The following is a 20,940-nucleotide window of genomic DNA, read 5'->3' as shown; positions in this document are numbered from 1 at the left end:
AGCCGAGCGCGCGATCTGCTGTGCCTGAATGTGGCGGTCGCGCATTCCGGCGGCAAGATCGAACGATCATCTTGATGAACCCGCCATTCTCGGTCGTGTCCAATTTGGACCGGAGTGTGGCGAATACGACGCTGCGCCACATCAGGTCAGTGCTGGCACGGCTCGGTGTAGGCGGGCGTCTCGTGGTGATCAAGGGCTTGAGTTTCTCGCCGGACGATCCGTCGTGGACGGACGCGTTCATCGGCTCCGGGAAAGAGCCGGGTGGAGACGTTCGCGCGTCGGCCAGATCGTCGATCGGTGTGGGCGTGATTTCGACGGGATCGTCATCTTGAGAAGAGCAATGCGATGCAGAATGCCTCAGGCGGTAGGAGCGAACGCAGTTAGCAGGTGCGATCGCAGCATCGGCCGCGGGCGACTGCTCCAGGATGCGCTGCCCGACGCCCGGATCGTCAACGTTCCAGCGACTGGCGGGATTACAGTGCAGAATTTGGCCTACAACCAGCGCGCCTCGGCTTTTGGGCGACGCCGACCCGCCATTCGCGACGGCGTCGAGTTCATTGAGGCGATCGAAGACGGCGGTGTCGCGGCCGTGGAGGTGATGACGCACGACCGCCAGGCGCTTGGGCTCTATATGGGGCGCCTATTGTCTTACTTAAGCGAGGACGAATACGAGTTGTTTGAGCATCAACTTGCGTCTGAACAGATTTGCATTGTTGATGCCTGCGCCGAGGCGTTCGCGGTGATTCACAGCAACTTCGTGGCCGCGATACGGGGGGCAACACTACGGGAGAGATCGGTATACTGAACGGCCAGGCTAGATCACTCGCTCGCTCGGCGTTCGAACCGCCGAGCAGCGCTTTTTCGGCCGCCTCCTGACATCGATAAAAGCGCCGTCTCTGATCCGTTCGATCGTGCAGGATCTCAAGGTAGGACTTACCGCCTAGATCTTCTCGATCGGTGAGGCCTTGGTGGAACAGCGCAGTGCTGAGAAGCCGAGCAAGGAATGGAATGATGTGCAGGTTGACATCACCCGCTGCGTGCAAGTGCTGGTGTTCCTTGCGCGCTCGTTCCCGATGCAGCTCTGCGAGCTATTCACGGACCCCGAGGCTAATCTGTTGTCGCGTCCAATTATGCGGGACGGGCGGCCCGTCGAGAGCCGGGAAGCCGTGGCGCGGCATGATGAGATGATCGAGAGCTGGCTTCGCTGACGCCCGTGCTGGTGCGCTGACCCGATCGTTCTGCGCGTCGGCACGGATAGGGTGGCCAGGATCCTGGGGTGCTTGCGGCGCATGTTACAAATCAAGGATCGGATTGTGGTCGAGACCCGCGTCGTTTGAGCTATCTCGTCGAAGCCGCCGCCTTCATGGATGATCTCAAGCGCATTCCGTTGTTATCGGATGCCGGCAGCACCGGGTGCAGCTATCATACCAACTGTTCGCGCCGTGCGGGCGAAGCTGCATCGGCGGAGCGTGACGTCGTGACATGGATTGTTGCTAGCGCGATCTGCCTCTGGCCAGTGGCTCCGGGGGGGCGTGCAACAGCGCGCGTACGAATAGAGCGGTTGTCGATCGTCTGTGGCGTGCAAGGATCTAGGCTATGCATGGAGCGAGTACGCAAAGTCATTGAGTAAGTCCTCTCGAGGCGTTGGTCAAACTAACAGGAGAGAAGCGAGGTATGAACTTGCCATCGCTTTAAGTCGCGACTACAAAGACAAGAACGTCCCGGAGGTTGCTGAAATGTCGGACGAGTATCGGAAAGATGTCGGATCGGCTGGACAATCAGCGGAAGCCCATGTGGTCTACGTTGGGATGGCGGCGGATTTGATCCACGAAGGGCATCTAAACGTGTTGAAGGCCGCGTCGCGGCTCGGTCGAGTAATAGTTGGCGTCCTTACTGATGAAGCAGTCGCAAGTTACAAACGCGTTCCTCACCTTCCGTTCGAACAGCGTATGGAGATCGTCCGGAACTTGCGGCTTGTCGATGAGGCCGTGCCTCAGGCGACTCTTGACTATACCGATAATCTCCGGCGCCTGAGGCCGAGTTTCGTGGTTCATGGTGACGATTGGGCATCCGGTGTCCAGGTGGTGACGCGCGGTCGCGTTATCGAAGTGTTGCGGGAATGGGGAGGGCAGCTAGTCGAGGTGCCATATACCAACGGAATTTCATCGACCCGCCTGATCGAGTCGATCAGCAAGGATGGCGCGGCTCCAGTCGACCGTCAGCGTCGCCTGCGGCGCCTGATCGGCGCGTCCTCGCTGGTGCGTGTTTTGGAGTGCCACAGCGGCGTATCGGCGAGAATAGTCGAGGACACGACTGTATTCGACGGATCTCGCACTCTGGGGTTTGACGCCATGTGGATGAGTAGTCTGACTGATGCGACGAATCGGAGGAAGCCCGATACCGACGTGGTCGATACGTCGACGCGGCTCGCCACGCTTTCGGAGATCGTGGAGGCGACGACCAAGCCGATCCTCTATGATGCCAATAGCGGTGGAAATCTGGATCAGTTCCCGTTTCTCGTGCGCAGTCTCGAGCGCCTAGGTGTTTCTGCGGTGACCATCGAGGACAAGGTTGGTCTAAAGCGAAACTCTCTCAGCGAGGCGGGCGGTCATCAGCAGCAGGACGACATCGAAGGGTTCGCCCGGAAGATCTCGGTTGGCAAGTCGGCTCAGGCGGGGTTGAACTTTATGATTATCGCCCGAATCGAAAGTCTGATTACAAAAGAGGGAATGAGCGCTGCCCTTGCAAGAGCCGGAGCATACGTTGATGCCGGTGCGGACGCAATACTGATCCATAGCAACCAGAAGACAGCGGATGAGGTGTTCTCATTTGCCGAGAGCTATCACAGACGGGGGCATGCCGCGCCGCTCGTCGTCGTCCCGTCGACGTACGGTAGCGTAAGGGAGGAAGAGCTAATCGACCATGGAATTTCGGTCGTCATTTATGCGAATCATCTCCTACGTGCGGCGGTGCCGGCCATGCGACAAGCGGCGATGACCCTGCTCATGAATCGGTGCGCCGATGCAGATAGCGCGAATCTCCTGTCGCTCGATGCCGTATTGTCTTTGGCCGGGGCGCCAAAATGGCCGTAAGTGGCATGCAAATACTGGCGGCTTTCGAGGGGGCCGGCGTAACTCATTTCTTTGGCGTTCCCGACTCTGTTCTGAAGCCATTCTGCCATGCACTCACCGAGGTTGTTGGCGACGAGAGACACCACGTCGCGGCGAACGAAGGCGGAGCGGTCGCCGCTGCTGCAGGACATTTTCTGGCAACTGGTCGCGTTCCTGTCGTCTACATGCAAAACTCCGGCTTGGGCAACGCGGTCAATCCTCTGTTATCGCTCGTAAACTCGGAAGTTTTTGCGATTCCACTTGTGGTGGTCATCGGCTGGCGCGGGATGCCCGGCTGCAAGGATGAGCTGCAACACGGTCCGACCGGTAGGGCAACTAAGCGGATCCTTCAGGCATGCGGAATTCCATCTCTCACTTTATCAGGAGACAGCGAGACTATCACGGCCGCGTGCAGCCAGGTGATCAAGGAGGCGCGTGCAACAAAGGAGCCGAGAGCATTATTGGTCCCGCCCGGGTGCCTGGATGATGACCAGTCGAATCGAGCGGAGGGTATTGCAGCATTATACGCGTTGACGCGCGATGCAGCGTTGCGCGTCATCATGGCGGCTCAACGACCGGGCGATATCACCATCTCTGGCACTGGTTATCTCTCGCGCGCCGTTCATAGCTTGCGGCGGGATAACAAGAAGGGTCCGTTTTTTCCGCTCATTGGCGGTATGGGTCATACCGTGGCGCTTTCCGTCGGCATATGCGATAGCCGACCGAATCGCTCCGTCTGGTGCATCGAGGGAGACGGCGGCGCCCTGATGCATCTGGGCAGCGTAGCCATTGCCGGCGCTCGAAAGCCGAGCGGTCTCATATACGTCGTACTAAATAACGGATGCCATGCCTCAGTCGGCGGGACGCCTACGGTTGCCCGCATGGTAGATCTCTCGACAATGGCGCGCGCCGCCGGCTTCGTGACTGCCAGACAGGTCGGATCGGCTGGCGGCTTGCATGCTGCGCTCGATGGCATTGCGGACAATGCTGGCCCGCATTTTCTCGATGTCTGGATTGCTTCAGAAGGCGATCCCGTACATCCGCGACCACCTGAATCGCCCTGCAGTCTCCTGCGGGAATTCGAGCAGGGTATGGGGCAGTGACCTTGCCACTCGTCGTCCCCTTGAAGGATCTCTCCGTCAGCTTGCATGAACTTGGGGGCCGCCGTCCTCTTGTTATCTGCAGCCGCTCTGCTGGTCGACTTTCGGTCGTTGAGTCGGCACTGCAGGGGCTGCAGTCCGTTGGGCATGTCCCCTTCCATGGTGCCAACCCGACACTGAGCCAGGTAGAGGCTGCTCTTTCTGACGCCGCGGAGAGACGCCCGGATTGTGTCGTTGCGGTTGGCGGCGGCAGCGCCATCGACTTCGCGAAAGCTATTGCGCTATTTCTCCCCCAACCCGATTTGTGTCGCAGCCTACTGGACGGAAGCGTGCAGCCTCGGTTTTCGGCGCTGCCGCTGATCGCCGTTCCCACGACGGCTGGATCCGGGAGCGAGGCGACACATTTCGCGTCGATCTATCACGGCGAAAAAAAGCGTTCGTTGGCTCATCCGAGCTTGCGGCCGGCTCTCGCCTGCCTGGAGCCAGCAGTCCTGGCAAGTCTGGCGGGCCGGCAACTCGCCGAAAGCGCGCTGGATGCTCTCTGCCACGGGATCGAGGCCTGCTGGTCGCGCAACGCGACCTCCGTGAGCCGGGCATTGGCTCTCAAGTCAATTTCACTTCTATGGCCGATAGTGAGTAGCAGGCCTGCACTTACATCCAGCAATAGTCGAGCAGCGCTCTTGAAGGGAGCTCATCTCGCAGGGCAGGCCATCAACATCAGCAAAACCACGGCAGCTCATGCCTATTCCTATTGGCTCACCACGACGTTCGGAATTGCTCACGGGCATGCGGTCGGCCTCATGATGGGAATTATCCTGCATCATGTCGATGAAGAGGCGGAGAATGACCGTCGTCTCCGGTACGCTATTGAAGCGATCTGCCGTGCGGCCGGGACGAGCGGTCTCAGCGACCTGCGGTGCGGAATAAGAAGAATTTTGCGAGACGCCGGACTCGCGCATTCGATTGCCGGCTGCGGGCCCGAATTTCCTTCCGCGGCCGACATATGGCGGCGTGGTGACCCAGATCGGCTGAGCAACCATCCAACACCGATATCTGAGGTAGCTTTCGTGCGAGCCGCAGTGAAATCGAACGAGACGTGAAAGGTTTGAAGAATGAGGGAAGGTGCGTATTGCTCTGGAGATGCAGACCTATGTGAACTTAGCAGGGCTTTCGTGCTCGACTACGGACTTGCCGGTGGCAGCGGGAGATCGCTCAAGGCGCTTTTGGACGCCGCTCCGGAGCGCCTAGTTCCTTTTCTGACGCAACACAAGCTTCTACCGATAGTCATGCGTGCCGCTGGCGGAGAGATATCTGCTGCCGTTGCGGAGACCGCCGCAGGTGTTCTGCGCCAACATGATCACAATTCGCGCGCGTTGCTCGCAGAAGCGCAGGCCTTGGCCGAATTGCTCTCGGATCGTCATATCCGGTTTGCGCTTCTGAAGGGGCATGGCCTGTCTGTGATGGCCTATGGAGATGCGCATGTGCGCTCTATAGGCGATATCGACATGATTGTTCATCCGAAGGATCTTGACGTTGTTCACGAACTAATTATGTCCCGCGGTTATACGCAGGAGCTGCTTTACGCGGGGGAGACGTTGGTGAGTCGAGAGCGTCCGCCATGCCCCGTTGCCAAACTCACGGACCGACTGCTCGGCAATTATCATCGCATTGATGGCGAGATCGACTATTGCATTGAAATTCATTACCGAGTGGATGGATTGGTGGACGAGGCGACTGATGTTTTCCTCGACCACGCAGCAGAACGGCCAGAAATTCCCGGCAAAATAAAGCTCCCCTCTGATGAGCTTCAATTTTTGTTCTTTTGCGTTGATAAAAAGAAAGATTTTATCGGCGGTTTGCTCGTTTCTCCGCGAGATATCCTAGATCTTCTAATGATTATCGGTCGAGTGCGGCAGCCGACGTTTTGGGACCGCGTCGCCGCTTTACAAAGGCAACTGGGCGCCTCCGCAGCTGTCCGGTCCGTCCTTGGTCTTCTCATGCGACTTGCTGACAAGTCGGCCGATCCGGCACATCCCGTATGGCGTCTCGTAACATCACAAGATGTAGAAGCGTTACCCGACATAGGATGGCCTCTCATCTTCGAAACCCAGGCCGGACCGGTTTGGACGGCGTTCCAGCGGGCCGAAACTCAACGAGTTTGTGATCCCACCTTGAAGATCGTAGAAGAACCTTGGCAACCGATGTTCGCTGAGACACCTGTCAGTGCCCATGTCGCGCTCCGCGCGTCAGAAGATGGGGTTCGCTTCTGCTTGCATATCGATGCCGCAAACCACGTATTGTGCGCTCGCGGGAGCCTTACAGTCCGTTTGTTTGAATGTCGTTTCTCTGCGCCCCCGCCTGGCCGCGGCTGCGAGATAGTTTGGCACGCAGAGAGCATTTTCATGCGTACTTTTGGCCTGGATCCGCTCTCACCGCCCGAGCCACCTGTCTCGGTCTCGTGTCGACAGGGACGCACACCGGAGGGTGATTTGGATATCGAGATCTTCGTTCCGACGCGACTGCTGGACGCTATCGTGGGGCCTGGCGAGGTCTGGGCAGCGGACTTGGTGCTCTGTGCGGCCGCGTACAGTGCGCCCGACGGATCCGGCCGCTTTACGAAGAAGCAGGTTGCGGTTCTACCTCGTCGGCGAGTTCCCCAGACGCCAGATATCGTGACATCGTCCGCTGTTGGCGACGGAGTCGTCAGATGATCCGTTGGTCGCGGCTGCCGCGCGTGGGATTGCCTGCTCGATCAGCCATCATTTCGGGGCTGGTTACCGGCCTGTGCATGCCAGGTGACGCTGTTCTTTATGCTGTTTTGCCGGTTTATTACGACAAGCTTGGTGTATCTGCGATCACCGTCGGCATGGCGCTGGCGGCTAATAGGCTCATCCGCATGATTGCATATATGCCGATCGGAGCGCTGGTTCGCAAACTAGGTGCGCGGAATAGTCTAGCCGTCGCTGTTCTTTTGACAGTCGTAGCCACGATAGGCTACGGCGCGACAGGAAACGATTGGGCTTTTGTTCTTATGCGCATACTTTGGGGACTGGCATACGGGATGCTCATGCTTGCTGGGACTCTCGTTATAGCGGAGAGCGACACCAAACGTGGGACTCGGTTCGGCATAAAGATCGGAGTCGGACCGATCATTCCCACGCTTGCGCTCTTCTCAAGCGGGTGGCTTATAGATCGATTTGGTTTAGAGGGTACGTTTTATTTGTTCGGCGTATGGGCGGCAATCGGCTTTGGTTTGCTTCCACTTCTACGTCCAACTCGTGCCGTAGTATCCGAACGTCACGCACTTTTGCCGCGATTAAACGGAACGACGGCGACGTTCTTGTGTATTGGATTTTCGACGACGGCTTTCGTTGTAGCCTTGCCAATTGCTCTCGAGCAGGCGCTTGGAGCGAAAGAGGCCGTTGCATGGGCAGGGGTTACCCTCGGCTTGCGCCAGTTCGCGTTTATCTTGATTCCTCCCTTGGCAGGGCCGTTGATAGATCGAGTGGGCCCGAAGCCTGTGATCGTCGGGGTTGCTGTCAGCGTTGTAGTTGGACTTTTAGCTCTCGTCGAGAATTGGTATGTACTAGGGAGTACTCTCATTATCGTCGGTTTTGCCGCGTTTGGCCCAAGTGGATCGGTGCTCGCCACTCGAAACGACTCTTTGAACGATCTCTCTGCAAGCCACGCGTTGCTCGATCTTGGGACCGGCGTCGCACCGCTGTTCATCAGTCTGCTTCCGTTTATAGGTCTCGATATCTTCCTGCTCGCTGCTGCAGGCATTGCCGCCGTTCCTATCGCTCTTCAGGTGCCGCTAGCCGACATCTGGCGCCGCATGATTATGCCTGAGCCTATTTAGCCGATTGACGACGAGCTGCTGACCCTCGAAAGGGATTCAGCGATGCCTGCATATAATTAAGTGCCCGTTATCGGTGCGGCGCTTTCGGTCAAATCCATCCCCGCGCATTTCGACTGGTTGCTGAAACAGCAACGTGATCTCGAGATCCAAGTGTTCTTCCTGACCGTTTTTGCTCGACGAAAAATGGAAGGTAACGGCAGGTGAAATCAAGTCGCGTTCGACGGTTAGAGTGGCCGCCTCCGGATCCATAGTTCATCCCGAGGTTTTAGGATCGGACCGCTACGATTCGCTACTCCGCAACGAAACTAGCGAGCGGCCGCTCGCGGGCCTCGAAGTCACATGCTATCTCGGTGTGCTATGGGCGACGGCTGCTGCTGACGCATCGCCGCAATCTCAAGCACAAATTTCTCGATCTTGGGAACGCGATCCGGCACTCGTTGCGGGCGGTCGGCATCCGGCTCAACCGCGTCGGCCGCGGCGGGTTCCGGTGTGACCTGCGGTTGTGCTTCCTCGACGCGGCCAATGTCGCTGTCGAGATCCTCCAGACCGAGTGCAAGCTGGTCGGGGATCGGTGCGCTCGGAGCTGCGGTCGAACCGCATTCGCTGCAGCTGTTTGATGATGGACTTGAGACGCTCGATCTCGATGTCGCGATGGTCGATCGCAGCAGCAATGTCGCGCACCAGGCGCTGCAGAAGCTCAGGATCGGAGGGGTGATTGGTGAGATCGAGCTGCATGTCCGGTGGTACTCGAACACGCTGATTCGCAGAAGAATCGCAACTGAGTTCAGCACTACATTTTGCAGATCACCCTGCCATTGCAGGCTTCCACACACGCTCTGGCGCGCGCCAATCGATGCCTTCGATCAGCATCGCGAGCTGCGCCGGTGTGAGCGTAATCGAGCCGTCATAGCCTGCCATCACCGGCCACACGAAGCCGCACTGATCGATGCGTTTCGTGAACAGGCACAGCCCGTTCCCGTCCCAGAACAGGATCTTCAGGATCGATGCCGTTTTGCCGCGGAGGGCAAACAGATGGCCGGAGAACGGATCCTTCTTCAACGTGTCCTGCACCAGCATCGCGAGCCCGTCCATGCCTTTCCGCATGTCGGTGTAGCCAAGCGCCAGGTGCACCTTCCTGCTTGCAAGGAACGAACATCATTGTGCGGCCTCATCACTGTCGATCTGCGCTCGCACGGCGTCCGGATCGCTGCCGGCGGGAGCAAAGACACGCAGTCCATTACCAAGGTCGATGGCCATCATGCCCTCCGGTGGACGCACGAGATCGCGCAGGGCGCGTGCGGCGAACATGTCGTCAGCCAGCACAACACGGGCGAGCTTGGAGCGCTTCTTTTGCGCGATGCCGAACTGCGCCCGCCAGCGGAACAGCAGCCCGGTGACAATCCCATGCTTGCGCGTGACGGCAGAGACCTTGGCGCCTGGTAGCTCCGTTTCCCCGGAACTGGACCTTCGCCGGCTCCGACGAAGGCGGTCGCCGCGCCGCCGCCATCTACACGCTGATCCAGACCGCCAAGCTCAACAACGTCGACCCGCAAGCCTGGCTTGCCGACGTCCTTGCCAGGCTGCCCGATCATCCGGCCAGCAAGCTCGCCGATCTGCTGCCCTGGAGCTGGCAAGCCGCCAAAACATCGGCAGCCGCCTGATCGAGCCGGTCAGCGCTCAAGCCAAGAAGCCCTCAGCCTGTGGTCTTCACCGGATGCGTACGCCTTTTCTCGCTCTTCCCGGGCGCGCTCGTGGCGCAATTCCGTCTCATATTTCTCGAGGTTAAGCGCAGTCTCGTTGCCAGCCAGGCGCTTCAGCCATCGCCGCAGAGTTTTCTCGGTCAGCCGTTGTTGCTGGCAGTATTTGCGGATCCGAGACCGCTGCGACACCATGCTTCGATGTGCAGCGACCACCATTCGCGGCGCGCTTTGTTCTCGAAATGTTTGGACCCCACCGCAGATTCTCCACAGCAGCAGAGAACCCGAAATGGAGCGACAATGTCCTACCGAAAAGACGTGCAAGGTTCGGACGCTTACGACAACAGACGAGGGGGAAGGTGTGCAGAGACCGGACGGTTACCTGCCGACCTGCCGACGTAAGCGTCCGGCCGTTGCACATGCCTCAGGTCTTGACATGATTAGTCAGCTTCCAGCTCCACGGCAGCAATTCATCGAGGCGGTTGACGGGGTATCCGTCGATCATCCGCTGCAGGACGTCCCGCAGATAGCCGTAGGGCTCGACCTCATTCAGCTTGCAGGTCGTGATCAGCGAGCTGATGACCGCCCAACGATGTCCGCCACCATCGCTGCCGGCGAACAGGTGGTTCTTGCGGCCAAGCGTGACAGGACGGATCGCGCGTTCGACCGGATTGGTATCGAGCTCGACGCGGCCATCGTTCAGGAAGCGCGTCAGTCCGTGCCAACGCGAGAGCGCGTAGCGGATCGCTTCAGCGAGCGTGCTGCGGCCAGAGACCAGGCGGAGCGGGGCATCGAGCCAGACGTTCAGCGCGTCGACGATCGGCTTGGAGAACGTCCTGCGCTCGGCAAGACGGTAGTCAGGCGATTGGCCGCGGATGCGCGCCTCGATGGCATAGAGTTCACCGATCCGGCGCAGGGCTTCTGTCGCCACGGGAGACGCCGTGGCTTCGGCCACATCGTAGAACTTGCGTCGCGAGTGGCTCCAACAAGCTGCGAGCGTGATGCCCTCTTTGTCGGCCAGCTGCTCGAAGCCAGCGTATCCGTCGACATGCAGGATGCCCTTGAAGGCAGCAAGATGTGCGACCGGTCGCTCGGCCTTGCGGTCGGGTGCGAACAGGTAGATGGCGGCCGGAGGTTCGGGTCCGCTCCATGGTCGCTGTTCGCGTGCGCAGACCCAAAGCCGCCCCGCCTTGGTTCGTCCGCGGCCAGGATCAAGCACGGGGATCGGCGTGTCATCGGCAAAGAGATGGTTGGAGGCGAACACGTTCTTGCACAGCCGTTCGTGCAAGGCCTCGAGCCACCAGCATGCGCCGCCAGTCGAAGATTTGCGACTGCCGATAGAGCGGCAAGTGATCGCAGTACTTGCTGATCAACACGTGCGCGAGCCGCGCGGGTGTCGCCAGCCGCCAGCGATCAACCGCTCCGGCGCGCCGGCTTGCACGACCTTGTTGCAGGCTCGGCAGGCGTATTTCGGACGGGTAGTGCGCACGCGCGAAGCTGCGCCGGGACCCCAATCCAGCATCTCGCTGACGCTCTCGCCGATCAGATGAAGAGCATCGCCACAGCAGCTGCAGAGTCTGCTGTCGACGTCGAGGAGAACCTCTTCTCTCTGCAGGTGATCTGGCACCGTGCGACGTCGCGGTGGCGCTTTGGTTTCCGAAGCGAGCCTCGGTTGCGCTTCCTCGACGCGGCCGATGTCGCTGTCAAAGTCCTCAAGACCGAGCGCAAGCTGGTCGGGATCGATGCGCTCGGAGCTGCGGCCGAACTGCATTCGCTGCAGCTGTTTGATGATGGACTTGAGACGCTCGATCTCGGTGTCGCGATGGTCGATCGCAGCAGCAATGTCGCGCACCAGGCGCTGCAGAAGCTCAGGATCGGAGGGGTGATTGGTGAGATTGAGCTGCATGTCCGATGGTACTCGAACACGCTGATTCGTAGAAGAATCGCAACTCAGTTCAGCACCGTTTTTCGCAGATCATCCTGCAATTGCAGGCTTCCATACGCGTTCTGGCGCGCGCCAGTCGATGCCTTCGATCAGCATCGCGAGCTGCGCCGGCGTGAGCGTGATCGAGCCATCATAGCCCGCCATCACCGGCCACACGAAGCCGCCCTGGTCGATGCGTTTGGTGAACAGGCACAGCCCGTTGCCGTCCCAGAACAGGACCTTCAGGATCGATGCCTTCTTGCCGCGGAAGGCAAACAGATGACCGGAGAACGGATCTTTCTTCAGCGTGTCCTGGACCAGCATTGCAAGGCCGTCCACGCCCTTGCGCATGTCGGTGTATCCGAGCGCCAGGTGCACCTTCACGCCTGCAGGAACGAACATCATTGCGCTGCATCTCCGCTTTCGATCTGCGCCCGCACCGCATCCGGATCGCTGCCGGCGGGAGCGAAGACACGCCGTCCATCATGGAGGTCGACGGCCATCATGCCCTCCGGTGGACGCACGAGATCGCGCAGGGCGCGTGCGGCGGGCATGTCGTCGGGCAGCACAACACGGGCGAGCTTGGAGCACTTCTTTTGCGCGATGCCGAACTGCGCGCGCCAGCGGAACAGCAGCCCGGTGACAATCCCATGCTTGCGCGCGACGACGGAGACTTTGGCGCCTGGTAGCTCGGTTTCCCTGGCAATTGCGAGCTTCTCCTCGTCGCTGAAGAAGCGCCCGGCCGGTGCCTTGGGCGCGGCCGGATCGCCGATTTCGGCGGCTGTCAAGCGGCGTTCGGGCTGCGAGTTCCTAGCACTAGTGCTAACGGCGGGATGGGCGGAGGGATGAAGATGGGCGCGCCAGTCGATCGTGACCTCGCCGGTGGCCAGTCGGTCGCGCCATTTGCGCAGCGAATGTGGCGACAGCTGCATCGCCGCAGCGTAGGCGCGGAGCTCCATTCCGCTCCAGTTCAGCGCCTCGACATGCATCGCCCAGAACGCCTGCGAGGCCCGATTGCGCACATCCGAAGTGACCGTGAACCTGCGCTGCTTCTGCTTTCGAAGCGCCTTTTCCCGCTCTTCCCGGGCGCGCTCGCGGCGCAATTCCGTCTGATATTTCTCGAGCTTAAGCGCAGTCTCATTGCCGGCCAGCCGCTTCAGCCATCGCCGCAATGTGTTCTCGGTCAGACGTTGTTGCTGGCAGTATTTGCGGATCCCGAGACCGCTCCGACGCCATGCTTCGATGTGCAGCGACCACCATTCGCGGCGCGCTCTGTTCTCGAAATGTTTGCATCCCACCGGAGATTCTCCACAGCGGCAGAGAACCCGAAATGAAACGACAACACACGAGGGGGAAGATGTGCAGAGACCGGACGCTTACCTGCCGACGGTCGACTGCAAGATAAAGCGAACTGGCGTTCGCTGGCTCCGTCGGGTCGCAAAGGCTTGTCTGCACATTGGTTTTTGCACCTTGCGGCGCCGTCTGAACGACACGCTGCAAGTTGGCGAGGCGTCCATTCTCGGAAATTTCCTCGTTAGTTTCAATTCTCCAGGCGATGGCTCCCGCAATGTGCGTCGAGGGGGAGCCCCGCTGTTTCTTCGCCAGCATGCGCGCGAGTGCGATTTGATGCGATCGATACGCGTAGCGCTTGCGCATGCTCGTTTCGATGGCAATCGTCTCTCTATGGCGAGAGACGAGAGCGAGAATTTTAGGGTCAGGCCTGGACGGTCACGCAGCGCTGGAGTGCGTATCAATCCGCGCACCCAGCCGTTTCTGAAGCAGGTCCAGATCGCGGTTCGTAAGGCGGGTGGCGATCCTCGCCGTATTGGTCCTGGCGCGGCATCCGGGGGAGGGTGGGAGGGAGGAAGGACAGGCCGGTTCAATGCGCGCGGCCGGGGCGCGAAGGTCGTTGCATCGTTTTCGAGAGAAGGCGGGAGCGGCGGCTGGCAACGAGATTCCGCGGGCCGCTTCCGTGCGCGTCGTGTGGTGGTCAAGGCGAGGGTGGTCCGGCTCAATCCGCAAGGGAAAGGTGTCCGGGGGCCCAAGACGCGCGCAGCCATGAGCCGAGCCGTGGACGCCCATCTCCGTTACCTCGAGCGGGATGGGGTGACGCGGGACGGTGAAAAGGGCAAGGCCTATTCCGCCTTCGAGAACGAGGCCGACGGCAAGGCCTTCGTGGAGCGCGGCCGGGACGATCGCCATCAGTTTCGCTTCATCGTCGCGCCGGAGGATTCCGCCGAAATGGGTGACCTTCGCAGCTTCACCCGCGAGCTCATGCGTCAGATGGAACAGGATCTCGCCACGCGGCTCGACTGGATCGCGGTCGACCATCACAACACCGGCCATCCCCACACCCACGTCATCGTCCGCGGTGTCCTCGATGACGGCAGGATCCTCAACATCGCCGGGGACTACATCGCCCACGGCATCCGCCATCGCGCCGGCGAGCTCGTCACGCGGGAGCTTGGTCACCAGAGTGAAATCGAACTCCAAGCCAAGCTGCAAAACGAAGTCGAGGCAGAGCGGCTGACCCGGCTCGACAAGATGCTGCTGAGCGAGCAGCGGGAGCAGGGAGTGATCGACCTTCGAGCAGGAGAAGGAGCGACCTGGCTCGTGCACGAACATCGCAACCTTATGATCGGCCGGGTCAAGCACCTGGAACGCTATGGTCTCGCCACTGAAGCCGAGCCGGGACGATGGACCATCTCGGATCGCGCCGAGCAAACCCTGACGGCACTTGGCGAGCGCAATGAGGTCATCAAGTCCATCCACCGCGCGCTCACCGCCAACGGCCTCGCCGAGGAGCGCGGCGTTGGCCAATACGCCCTTCATGGCGAGGGAGCCGGGGAGAAGGTGGTGGGCCGGGTCTTGGCCAAGGGCTTGGCCGGGGACGAGATGGGCGAGCGGGTCCACCTGGTGGTCGACGGCATCGATGGCCGGGTCCATCACATCGAGTTCAAGGATGCCAGCAGGATCGAAGAGGTGAGCCGAGACATGATTGTCGAAGCCGCCCCAGTCGTTTCCGGTCCAAGGGTGGCGGATCGCAACATCGCCGCCAATGCGGTGGAACACGACGGAGTCTACCGGCCGGACCGGCACCTGGAACGCATCCGCGACAGCTTTGAGCGCCAGGGCAAGGACCCCGAGGCTTATGTGCGCTCCCATGTCCGCCGCCTGGAAGCCCTGCGCCGGGCCGGCCATGTCGAACGGATCGATGCCGATCATTGGAAGGTCCCCAAGGACATCGTCGAACGTGGACAGGCGTATGATCTCAGTCAGGGCGGCGATGGGCTCAGGGTTCGGACCCTCTCGACCCTCAATCTCGAGAAACAGATCGGCAGTCATGGCGCGAGCTGGCTCGACCGGGAACTGATCGCCCGCGAGCGGATGGCGATTGCTGACAGCGGATTTGGCCGCGAGGTCAACAACGCCCTCAGTCGTCGCGCCCAGCGGCTGGTAGAGATGGGCCATGCAACAGCAAAGGATCGCAACATCCACATCCCCGTCGGCACTGTGGCAACCTTGCAGCGACAGGAGGTCGAGCGTGTCGGCCATCAGATGGCAAGAGAGCGCGGCCTGACCTACATGCCAGCAAATGCCGGCGAGTATGTCAGTGGGCGCCTCGCTGGCGTCACGAGCCTCGTCAGCGGACGCTTCGCCATGATCGAAAACGGACTTGGCTTCCAGTTGGTGCCTTGGCAGCCTCTCTTCGAGAAGCGCATCGGGCAGCATATCAGCGGTCTTCAGCGGGACGATGGTGGCATCGAGTGGACGTTGGGAAGGAACAGGGGGTTAAGCCTCTAATCCCGGAGTTTCGTCGGCAAACGATTCCTGCGTCCTGCTGAAAGTCACGCGTATCCATTGACGCAATGACTCGGCCGTGATTCGATTCGCGACACTGGCCGCTACAGGCCAGGCAAGCGGCCCGCACAGGTGCTGAAGACACCTGCACGAGCCTAACCCTCAACATGGAGCAAGCCATGTCTCAGGCTGATTCTGCCTATACCACGAGTCGTTCGATCTTTCCCGGCGGCCCAGCCGATCGGCGCCGGCAGTTCGTCAGCGGCGGCGCCGCCATCCTGGCCGGGGTCATCACTCCCTCACGGGATGAAAGCGTTCGTGTTTCGACCGCGCCGGAACCACTCACCGGCCTTCAAGGCGAAGGTGGCGCTGGCCGCCATCAAGGGCGATCGGACGATCGCCCAGCTGGCCGAGCATTTCGACGTTCATCCCAATCAGATCACAGCGTGGAAATCGCAGCTTGAGGGCAGCGCTTCCGAGGTTTTCGGATCGGGAGGCGGAGCGCCGGTCATCCCCGCGATCGATGTGAAGGCGCTCCATGCCAAGATCGGGGAGCTGACGCTGGAGAACGATTTTTTAGAAGGCGCGCTCACCAAGGCGGGATTGCTGAGCGCAAAGCGATGATCGACCGTGAGCACGATCTGTCGATCACCAAGCAGGCAGAGGTTTTGAAGATCAGCCGGGGAAGCGTCTATTATCTGCCCCGCCCGGTATCGCCCGCCGATCTCGAGATCATGCAGCAAATCGATCGGCTGCACCTGGAATACCCCTTCGCCGGCTCGCGTATGTTGCGAGGCCTGCTGGCCTTGCGGGGGTGCAAGGTCGGCCGCCGGCACGTGAAGACGCTGATGCGGCGGATGGGGATAGAGGCGCTCTATCGCCGGCCGCGCACGACGAAGCCTGAACCCGGCCACAAGATCTATCCGTATCTGCTGCGCGACCTGGAGATCACGCGACCGAACCAGGTCTGGGCCATGGACATCACCTATATCCCTATGGCCCACGGCTTCGTCTATCTCGCCGCTGTACTCGATTGGGCGACGCGTCGTGTTCTGTCCTGGCGATTGTCGATTACGATGGAGGCGTCCTTCTGCGTCGAGACATAGGAGGATGCTCTCGCGCGCCACGGCAAGCCGGACATCTTCAACACCGACCAGGGCTCGCAGTTCACTGGCGCGTCCTTCACCGGCGTGCTCGCCGACAACGGCATCGCCATCAGCATGGATGGCAAAGGAGCATGGCGGGACAACGTGTTCGTTGAGAGACTGTGGAAGAGCGTCAAATACGAGGAGGTGTATTTGCGAGCCTACGAAACCGTCGGTGAGGCAAGAAGCTCGATCGGTCGGTATCTCGACTTCTACAATGGCCGCCGTCCACATTCGAGTCTTGACGACCGCACCCCGGATCAAGCCTACTTCGATCTCCCACCGCTCCGCGCGGCGGCCTAACCCCGGCAGAGGCTCCACTTATCGACGCGGAAAATCTGTTCAGACAACCGGGACCACCTCACTTTTCGAAACAGATTTGCGGCCAACTATATGATTCTAAAACGCGTTCGTGTGCGGAATTTCCGTAGTATCAGAGACATTACGCTCGAACTTGGATCGCAAACAGCGATTGTCGGCGGGAACGGAGCCGGCAAGTCGACTGTGCTTCGAGCTATAGAAAAATTCTACAGCCCATCATCGACTGTTGAACTGGACGATTTCTTTGGTCGTCAAGTGAATGAGCCCATTGAGATCGAGTTGACCTTCACTGCATTTAACGAGGTGGAGAAAGATATATTTCGGGAGCGGATTCACAACGATGAAATGACAGTTGTTCGTATTTTCGAGGCGAGCGGCGGAAAGGGGAATGGACGCTACTTTGGCGTAACCGCGCAACACCCGGACTTTGCCGCTATACGAGCAGCGAGCAGTGCGACTCAGCAACGAGCCGAATACAAGGCAGTTCGTGAGAAAGGAGGTTCGTTTGCTAGTTTGCCGAGTATAAGCAAGGCAGAGCAAATTTGGCCGGCTCTCGAAGAATATGAAGAAAGTCACATCGCAGAGTGCGAACTTCTAAGAGACGATGGTCAGTTCTTTGGATTTACGAACGTAGCCAAGGGTGCCCTTCAGAAGGCAACGAGCTTCGTATTCATTCCAGCGGTCCGCGACGCGTCTGCTGATGCGCTCGATGCCCGAGGTGCTGTGATTGCGAAACTTTTGGAACTGGTGGTGAAGAGTGCCATTCAGAGGCGGAAGGAAATCCAGGAATTCCAAGGTAAAATAACGGCCGAATATAAGGAACTAACGGACCCGGGGAGACTCCACGAATTGGGGCACCTTTCCGATGAGCTTACTGACACCCTCCAGGTCTTCTATCCTGAGGCTGCGGTGAATTTGAATTGGCGGCCAGCACAGGACTTCATCATCCCCTTGCCTTCGGCCGAAGTCTTATTGGATGACGACGGTTTTGAAGGTCCCGTTGATAAAAAGGGGCACGGCCTCCAACGGGCATTCATTCTCACGCTACTTCAGCACCTAGCTAAAGCGACGTCGGCTGAGGCGGAAACGGCATCTGCGACCGCGCCAGTAAGCGAAGCCGGCGAATAACCACAGAGCGCAGAGGCGCCTGCAGAGCAGTCCCCTGGTTCTTATACTCTGCCGGGCCTTATCCTCGCAATTGAGGAGCCAGAACTGTATCAGCATCCAACCAAGCAGCGTCACTTCGCGAAAGTGCTAACGCAGCTTAGCTCCGGTAAGTTATTGGGAGTTGCAAGGCAGACACAGATTCTCTTCGCGACTCACTCGTCACTCTTCGTTTCGATGGATCGATTTGAGGAAGTTTGTCTCGCGCGCCGTAGCCCTATTGCAGGTAGTGCTCAAAAGGAGTGCATTCTGACCTCCTCCCAGCTTTCGACAGTGGCTTCGCGCCTCGAAGTTGCTTACGGCAAGGCTCCTGGAACATTCACGGCCGCAAGCCTGAAGGCCCGTCTGCATATTATTAACTCCGAAATTGCTGAAGGGTTTTTTGCTGGCGCTGTCGTTCTTGTCGAGGGGGTAAGTGACCGCGCGGCGATCATAGCTGCCGCCGCCCTTGAAGGTATCGATTTAGAGGCGCTCGGGATTGCCATTTTGCCTGTCGACGGAAAGACGAATCTCGATAGGCCGTTGGCAATCTTCAAGGAGCTGAAAATTCCGACGTTCGCAGTATGGGATTGCGACAAGGGCGATCACCAGGACCAAAATAGAGCCCTGCAGATACTTAGCGGTGTAGACGCTGGCTCTGTCTTTAGCCCGGCTACCGTTGTTGCGGACTCATATGCCTGCTTTGAGAATGTGCTTGAGGATGTACTGAAAGCGGAAATGGGAAATCAAACCTATCAAGAAGAACTCGGTGCAGTGAAGTTGCGGTACGGTCTCGTGAAAAATGAGGATGCAATCAAAGTGCCGGCAATAATGATAGAGGTGCTGACGACTGCTGCGAAAAAAGGAGCCAAGTCCGCTATTTTGGCTGGCATAGTCAGCCGAGTTGTATCGTTGCGTACTAAGTCAAGGTCTGAGACGGGTGCAAAGGTGGATGAAAGCCATGTTGATGCTTTTCTAGATGCATAGTGCCTAACGGCGCAAACCATTCCGTATGAGGTCCCTCCCCCGCGCTTAAAGACACCGCGACATCGGTGAGGTCGCCGGGACGGAGAGCGCAAGACCACCCGGTGGGTGCACGTACACCCGTTAATTTTACTTTTGCATTTGGGTGCTGGCAAAACTTCGGAGTTGATTTTGAAATCTCTCTCTGCGCTGGTGATGGGTTAGATCTTTAGGCGATGCCTTCTGCCAAGATCGGACTTTACCGACATGACCATTCGTTGCTCGTGAGGCGGAAGGCGTAAGTCCAAGGTGGAAAGGATTGTCCAGCCGCCTTCCTCTGCGCTGGGTTCGCAGCTTGGCGCAACTACAAAGCCTTCCGGGTCCAAACCTTCCTCTTCAAGCTTTGCGCGGACCTTAAGGAGCAACTGGGTGCGGTTGAGGTATTCGAGCATGGCGCTCTCCGAGGGGGGGCCCGCCAGCATCTGATCGCAGGCCACGGGCCGGCAAGGGCCTGGACTCTTCGTTCTCTGTATGTTCTATTGCTGCAATCCAGAAATGGGAGGATTAGAGCATGGCGGATTTGAGCTCCGTCCGTGCGGAGACCGAGCACGCGCGCAAGGTCGTTGCTCGTCTGCGCCGGGATATCGCTGCGCTTCAGGCCAATCGCTCCACGGCCCTGACTGAGGCGGATTTGCAATTGGTCCTCAACAGGGTCGATGTGCTGATCGGCGAGCGCACAGGCTGCAGACCATGGAGGCGCGAGCGCAGCGGCCTCGCGTCCTAGGTGGTCGCTCATGGTAGAGCCTCCGCTAAACCGCCATTCCGACACTCACGGATTATCGGCCAGCTCGGTAACTACCTTCGAGGTGACCTACCTTACTGCGGCATGGCGTGCCTGAGGAAAAGCCGCCGAGATGCGGAAAAATGACTCCACGTCCGGTCCGTTTGCTGCTCTGAATCCAGATTGCGTAGCGCTGATTCGCAATTCTCCCAATCAGGCAAGGCCTATCGCAGCGCGGGCTAGCTGCCCGAGTCACGCTCGTTTTCGGACGAGCCTGACTTTTTGCCATAGATAGCTCTAGCTCAAATCGCAGTTCAGGCCGTAATGGCAAGCGGACGGTAGAAAAATCACAAGCCTTGTCGCCCTAGGATAGCAAAATGCGAGAGATTATCTGCCCTCATTGTTCAAAGGCGTTCAAGATTGATGAGGCAGGCTATGCTGATATTCTCAAGCAAGTGCGTGACAGCGAGTTCGAGCAGCAATTGCACGAGCGCCTTGAACTGGCCGAGCAAGACAAACTGAATGCTGTTCAGCTTGCCAAGACCAAGATTGCTGCCGACAAAGATGTTGTTATTCAGGAGCTCAAGGCCAAGCTCGATGCAGGCGAGTTAGAGCGCAAGCTTGCAGTAAACGAAGCATTGAAAGAGGTGGAGAAGGAGCGCGACGAGCTCGCCAGTAAACTGGAGGAGACAAAAAATGCTGTTCAGCTTGCCGAGATCAAGATCGCTGCCGACAAAGACGTCATTATTCAGGAGCTCAAGGCCAAACTCGATGCAGGCGAGGTGGAGCGCAAGCTTGCAGTAACTGAAGCGTTGAAAGACGTGGAGAAGGAGCGGGACGAGCTAGCCAGCAAGCTGGAAGAAACAAAGAATGCTGTTCAGCTTGCCGAGATCAAGATTGCTGCCGACAAAGACGTCGTTATTCAGGAGCTCAAAGCCAAACTCGATGCAGGCGAGGTGGAGCGCAAGCTTGCAGTAACTGAAGCGTTGAAAGACGTGGAGAAGGAGCGCGACGAGCTCGCCAGCAAGCTGGAAGAAACAAAGAATGCTGTTCAGCTTGCCGAGATCAAGATTGCTGCCGACAAAGACGTCGTTAT

At 59.0% G+C, this 20,940-nt stretch carries 19 protein-coding genes and 5 pseudogenes; 17 read left to right on the top strand and 7 right to left on the bottom strand.

Going from position 1 to position 20,940, the window contains the following annotated elements; all coding sequences use genetic code 11:
• The first annotated feature begins 74 nt into the window (after window positions 1–74).
• The 10 genes and pseudogenes from QW868_RS14965 to QW868_RS33565 form a co-directional block, all read left to right on the top strand.
• The gene (locus QW868_RS14965; RefSeq protein ID WP_315792736.1) at window positions 75–332 is read left to right on the top strand and encodes a hypothetical protein; all 258 of its coding nucleotides are present in this window, start codon (window positions 75–77) and stop codon (window positions 330–332) included.
• Window positions 224–805 (top strand): strawberry notch-like NTP hydrolase domain-containing protein, encoded by a 582-nt coding sequence (locus tag QW868_RS14960; RefSeq protein WP_315792722.1) that lies wholly within the window; start codon window positions 224–226, stop codon window positions 803–805. The genes QW868_RS14965 and QW868_RS14960 overlap by 109 nt, the downstream gene beginning before the upstream one ends.
• 163 nt (window positions 806–968) lie before the next feature.
• Window positions 969–1,208 carry a hypothetical protein gene (locus QW868_RS14955; protein ID WP_316230840.1) on the top strand — a complete coding sequence of 80 codons (240 nt, stop codon included), beginning with the start codon at window positions 969–971 and terminating at the stop codon, window positions 1,206–1,208.
• Window positions 1,209–1,736: 528 nt separating this feature from the next.
• Window positions 1,737–3,092, top strand: a complete 1,356-nt coding sequence (gene aepX / locus QW868_RS14950; RefSeq protein ID WP_315792718.1) for a phosphoenolpyruvate mutase — start codon at window positions 1,737–1,739, stop codon at window positions 3,090–3,092.
• Window positions 3,083–4,213 (top strand): phosphonopyruvate decarboxylase, encoded by a 1,131-nt coding sequence (gene aepY / locus QW868_RS14945; RefSeq protein ID WP_315792716.1) that lies wholly within the window; start codon window positions 3,083–3,085, stop codon window positions 4,211–4,213. The genes aepX and aepY overlap by 10 nt, the downstream gene beginning before the upstream one ends.
• The gene (locus QW868_RS14940; RefSeq protein ID WP_315792715.1) at window positions 4,210–5,310 is read left to right on the top strand and encodes an iron-containing alcohol dehydrogenase; all 1,101 of its coding nucleotides are present in this window, start codon (window positions 4,210–4,212) and stop codon (window positions 5,308–5,310) included. Before aepY ends, QW868_RS14940 begins: the two co-directional genes overlap by 4 nt.
• Before the next feature lie 72 nt (window positions 5,311–5,382).
• Complete coding sequence (locus QW868_RS14935) at window positions 5,383–6,921, top strand: nucleotidyltransferase family protein (protein WP_315792713.1); 1,539 nt, start codon at window positions 5,383–5,385, stop codon at window positions 6,919–6,921.
• A complete protein-coding gene (locus QW868_RS14930) occupies window positions 6,918–8,069 on the top strand; it encodes an MFS transporter (protein WP_315792711.1) in 1,152 nt (383 codons plus the stop codon). The genes QW868_RS14935 and QW868_RS14930 overlap by 4 nt, the downstream gene beginning before the upstream one ends.
• A gap of 60 nt (window positions 8,070–8,129) precedes the next feature.
• Window positions 8,130–8,273 (top strand): hypothetical protein, encoded by a 144-nt coding sequence (locus QW868_RS14925; protein ID WP_315792709.1) that lies wholly within the window; start codon window positions 8,130–8,132, stop codon window positions 8,271–8,273.
• Between the two features lie 149 nt (window positions 8,274–8,422).
• Window positions 8,423–8,554 (top strand): annotated as a pseudogene (locus QW868_RS33565) (IS110 family transposase); the annotation flags it as partial.
• A gap of 319 nt (window positions 8,555–8,873) precedes the next feature.
• Here QW868_RS33565 and tnpB (QW868_RS14915) read toward each other — a convergent pair.
• Together tnpB (QW868_RS14915) and QW868_RS14910 are read right to left on the bottom strand one after the other, a co-directional pair.
• Window positions 8,874–9,200 (bottom strand): IS66 family insertion sequence element accessory protein TnpB, encoded by a 327-nt coding sequence (tnpB, locus tag QW868_RS14915; protein WP_409998464.1) that lies wholly within the window; start codon window positions 9,198–9,200, stop codon window positions 8,874–8,876.
• A gap of 24 nt (window positions 9,201–9,224) precedes the next feature.
• Window positions 9,225–9,470 (bottom strand): hypothetical protein, encoded by a 246-nt coding sequence (locus QW868_RS14910; protein WP_315792732.1) that lies wholly within the window; start codon window positions 9,468–9,470, stop codon window positions 9,225–9,227.
• Window positions 9,471–9,490: 20 nt separating this feature from the next.
• On the opposite strand from QW868_RS14910, the pseudogene QW868_RS14905 reads away from it, so the two are divergent.
• A pseudogene (locus tag QW868_RS14905) lies at window positions 9,491–9,730 on the top strand (transposase domain-containing protein); the annotation flags it as partial.
• A 460-nt stretch (window positions 9,731–10,190) separates the two neighbouring features.
• On the opposite strand, the pseudogene tnpC reads toward QW868_RS14905, so the two are convergent.
• The 4 genes and pseudogenes from tnpC to QW868_RS14885 form a co-directional block, all read right to left on the bottom strand.
• Window positions 10,191–11,672 (bottom strand): annotated as a pseudogene (tnpC, locus tag QW868_RS14900) (IS66 family transposase).
• Between the two features lie 69 nt (window positions 11,673–11,741).
• Window positions 11,742–12,095 carry an IS66 family insertion sequence element accessory protein TnpB gene (gene tnpB / locus QW868_RS14895; RefSeq protein WP_315792707.1) on the bottom strand — a complete coding sequence of 118 codons (354 nt, stop codon included), beginning with the start codon at window positions 12,093–12,095 and terminating at the stop codon, window positions 11,742–11,744.
• Window positions 12,092–12,934, bottom strand: coding sequence for an IS66 family insertion sequence element accessory protein TnpA (tnpA, locus tag QW868_RS14890; protein ID WP_410051299.1), 843 nt, complete (start codon window positions 12,932–12,934; stop codon window positions 12,092–12,094). Before tnpA ends, tnpB (QW868_RS14895) begins: the two co-directional genes overlap by 4 nt.
• Complete coding sequence (locus QW868_RS14885) at window positions 12,828–13,346, bottom strand: hypothetical protein (RefSeq protein ID WP_316230838.1); 519 nt, start codon at window positions 13,344–13,346, stop codon at window positions 12,828–12,830. The genes tnpA and QW868_RS14885 overlap by 107 nt, the downstream gene beginning before the upstream one ends.
• 87 nt (window positions 13,347–13,433) lie before the next feature.
• Here QW868_RS14885 and QW868_RS14880 point away from each other — a divergent pair, with 87 nt between their 5' ends.
• The 4 genes and pseudogenes from QW868_RS14880 to QW868_RS14865 all read left to right on the top strand — a co-directional run bounded on the left by QW868_RS14880 (window position 13,434) and on the right by QW868_RS14865 (window position 19,087).
• Window positions 13,434–15,494: a DUF3363 domain-containing protein gene (locus tag QW868_RS14880; RefSeq protein ID WP_316219435.1), complete on the top strand. Its 2,061-nt coding sequence runs from the start codon at window positions 13,434–13,436 to the stop codon at window positions 15,492–15,494.
• 303 nt (window positions 15,495–15,797) lie between these two features.
• Window positions 15,798–16,939 (top strand): annotated as a pseudogene (locus QW868_RS14875) (IS3 family transposase).
• 90 nt (window positions 16,940–17,029) lie between these two features.
• A pseudogene (locus QW868_RS14870) lies at window positions 17,030–18,283 on the top strand (AAA family ATPase); the annotation flags it as partial.
• Window positions 18,284–18,394: 111 nt separating this feature from the next.
• Entirely contained in the window at window positions 18,395–19,087 is a 693-nt protein-coding gene (locus QW868_RS14865) for a TOPRIM nucleotidyl transferase/hydrolase domain-containing protein (RefSeq protein ID WP_315792730.1), read from the top strand.
• A 197-nt stretch (window positions 19,088–19,284) separates the two neighbouring features.
• Here the strand turns inward: QW868_RS14865 and QW868_RS14860 are convergent, their stop codons facing one another.
• Entirely contained in the window at window positions 19,285–19,515 is a 231-nt protein-coding gene (locus QW868_RS14860) for a hypothetical protein (protein WP_315792701.1), read from the bottom strand.
• 119 nt (window positions 19,516–19,634) lie between these two features.
• Here QW868_RS14860 and QW868_RS14855 point away from each other — a divergent pair, with 119 nt between their 5' ends.
• Complete coding sequence (locus tag QW868_RS14855; RefSeq protein ID WP_315792699.1) at window positions 19,635–19,847, top strand: hypothetical protein; 213 nt, start codon at window positions 19,635–19,637, stop codon at window positions 19,845–19,847.
• A 374-nt stretch (window positions 19,848–20,221) separates the two neighbouring features.
• Window positions 20,222–20,940, top strand: a 719-nt coding sequence (locus QW868_RS14850; RefSeq protein WP_316230837.1) for a hypothetical protein, incomplete at its 3' end; no start/stop codon positions are given.

It is taken from the genome of Bradyrhizobium sp. SZCCHNR1051, assembly GCF_032489615.1.
GTDB lineage: Bacteria > Pseudomonadota > Alphaproteobacteria > Rhizobiales > Xanthobacteraceae > Bradyrhizobium.
Note: the sequence above shows the minus strand (reverse complement) of the source record. Positions and strands in the feature narration are given on the sequence as shown.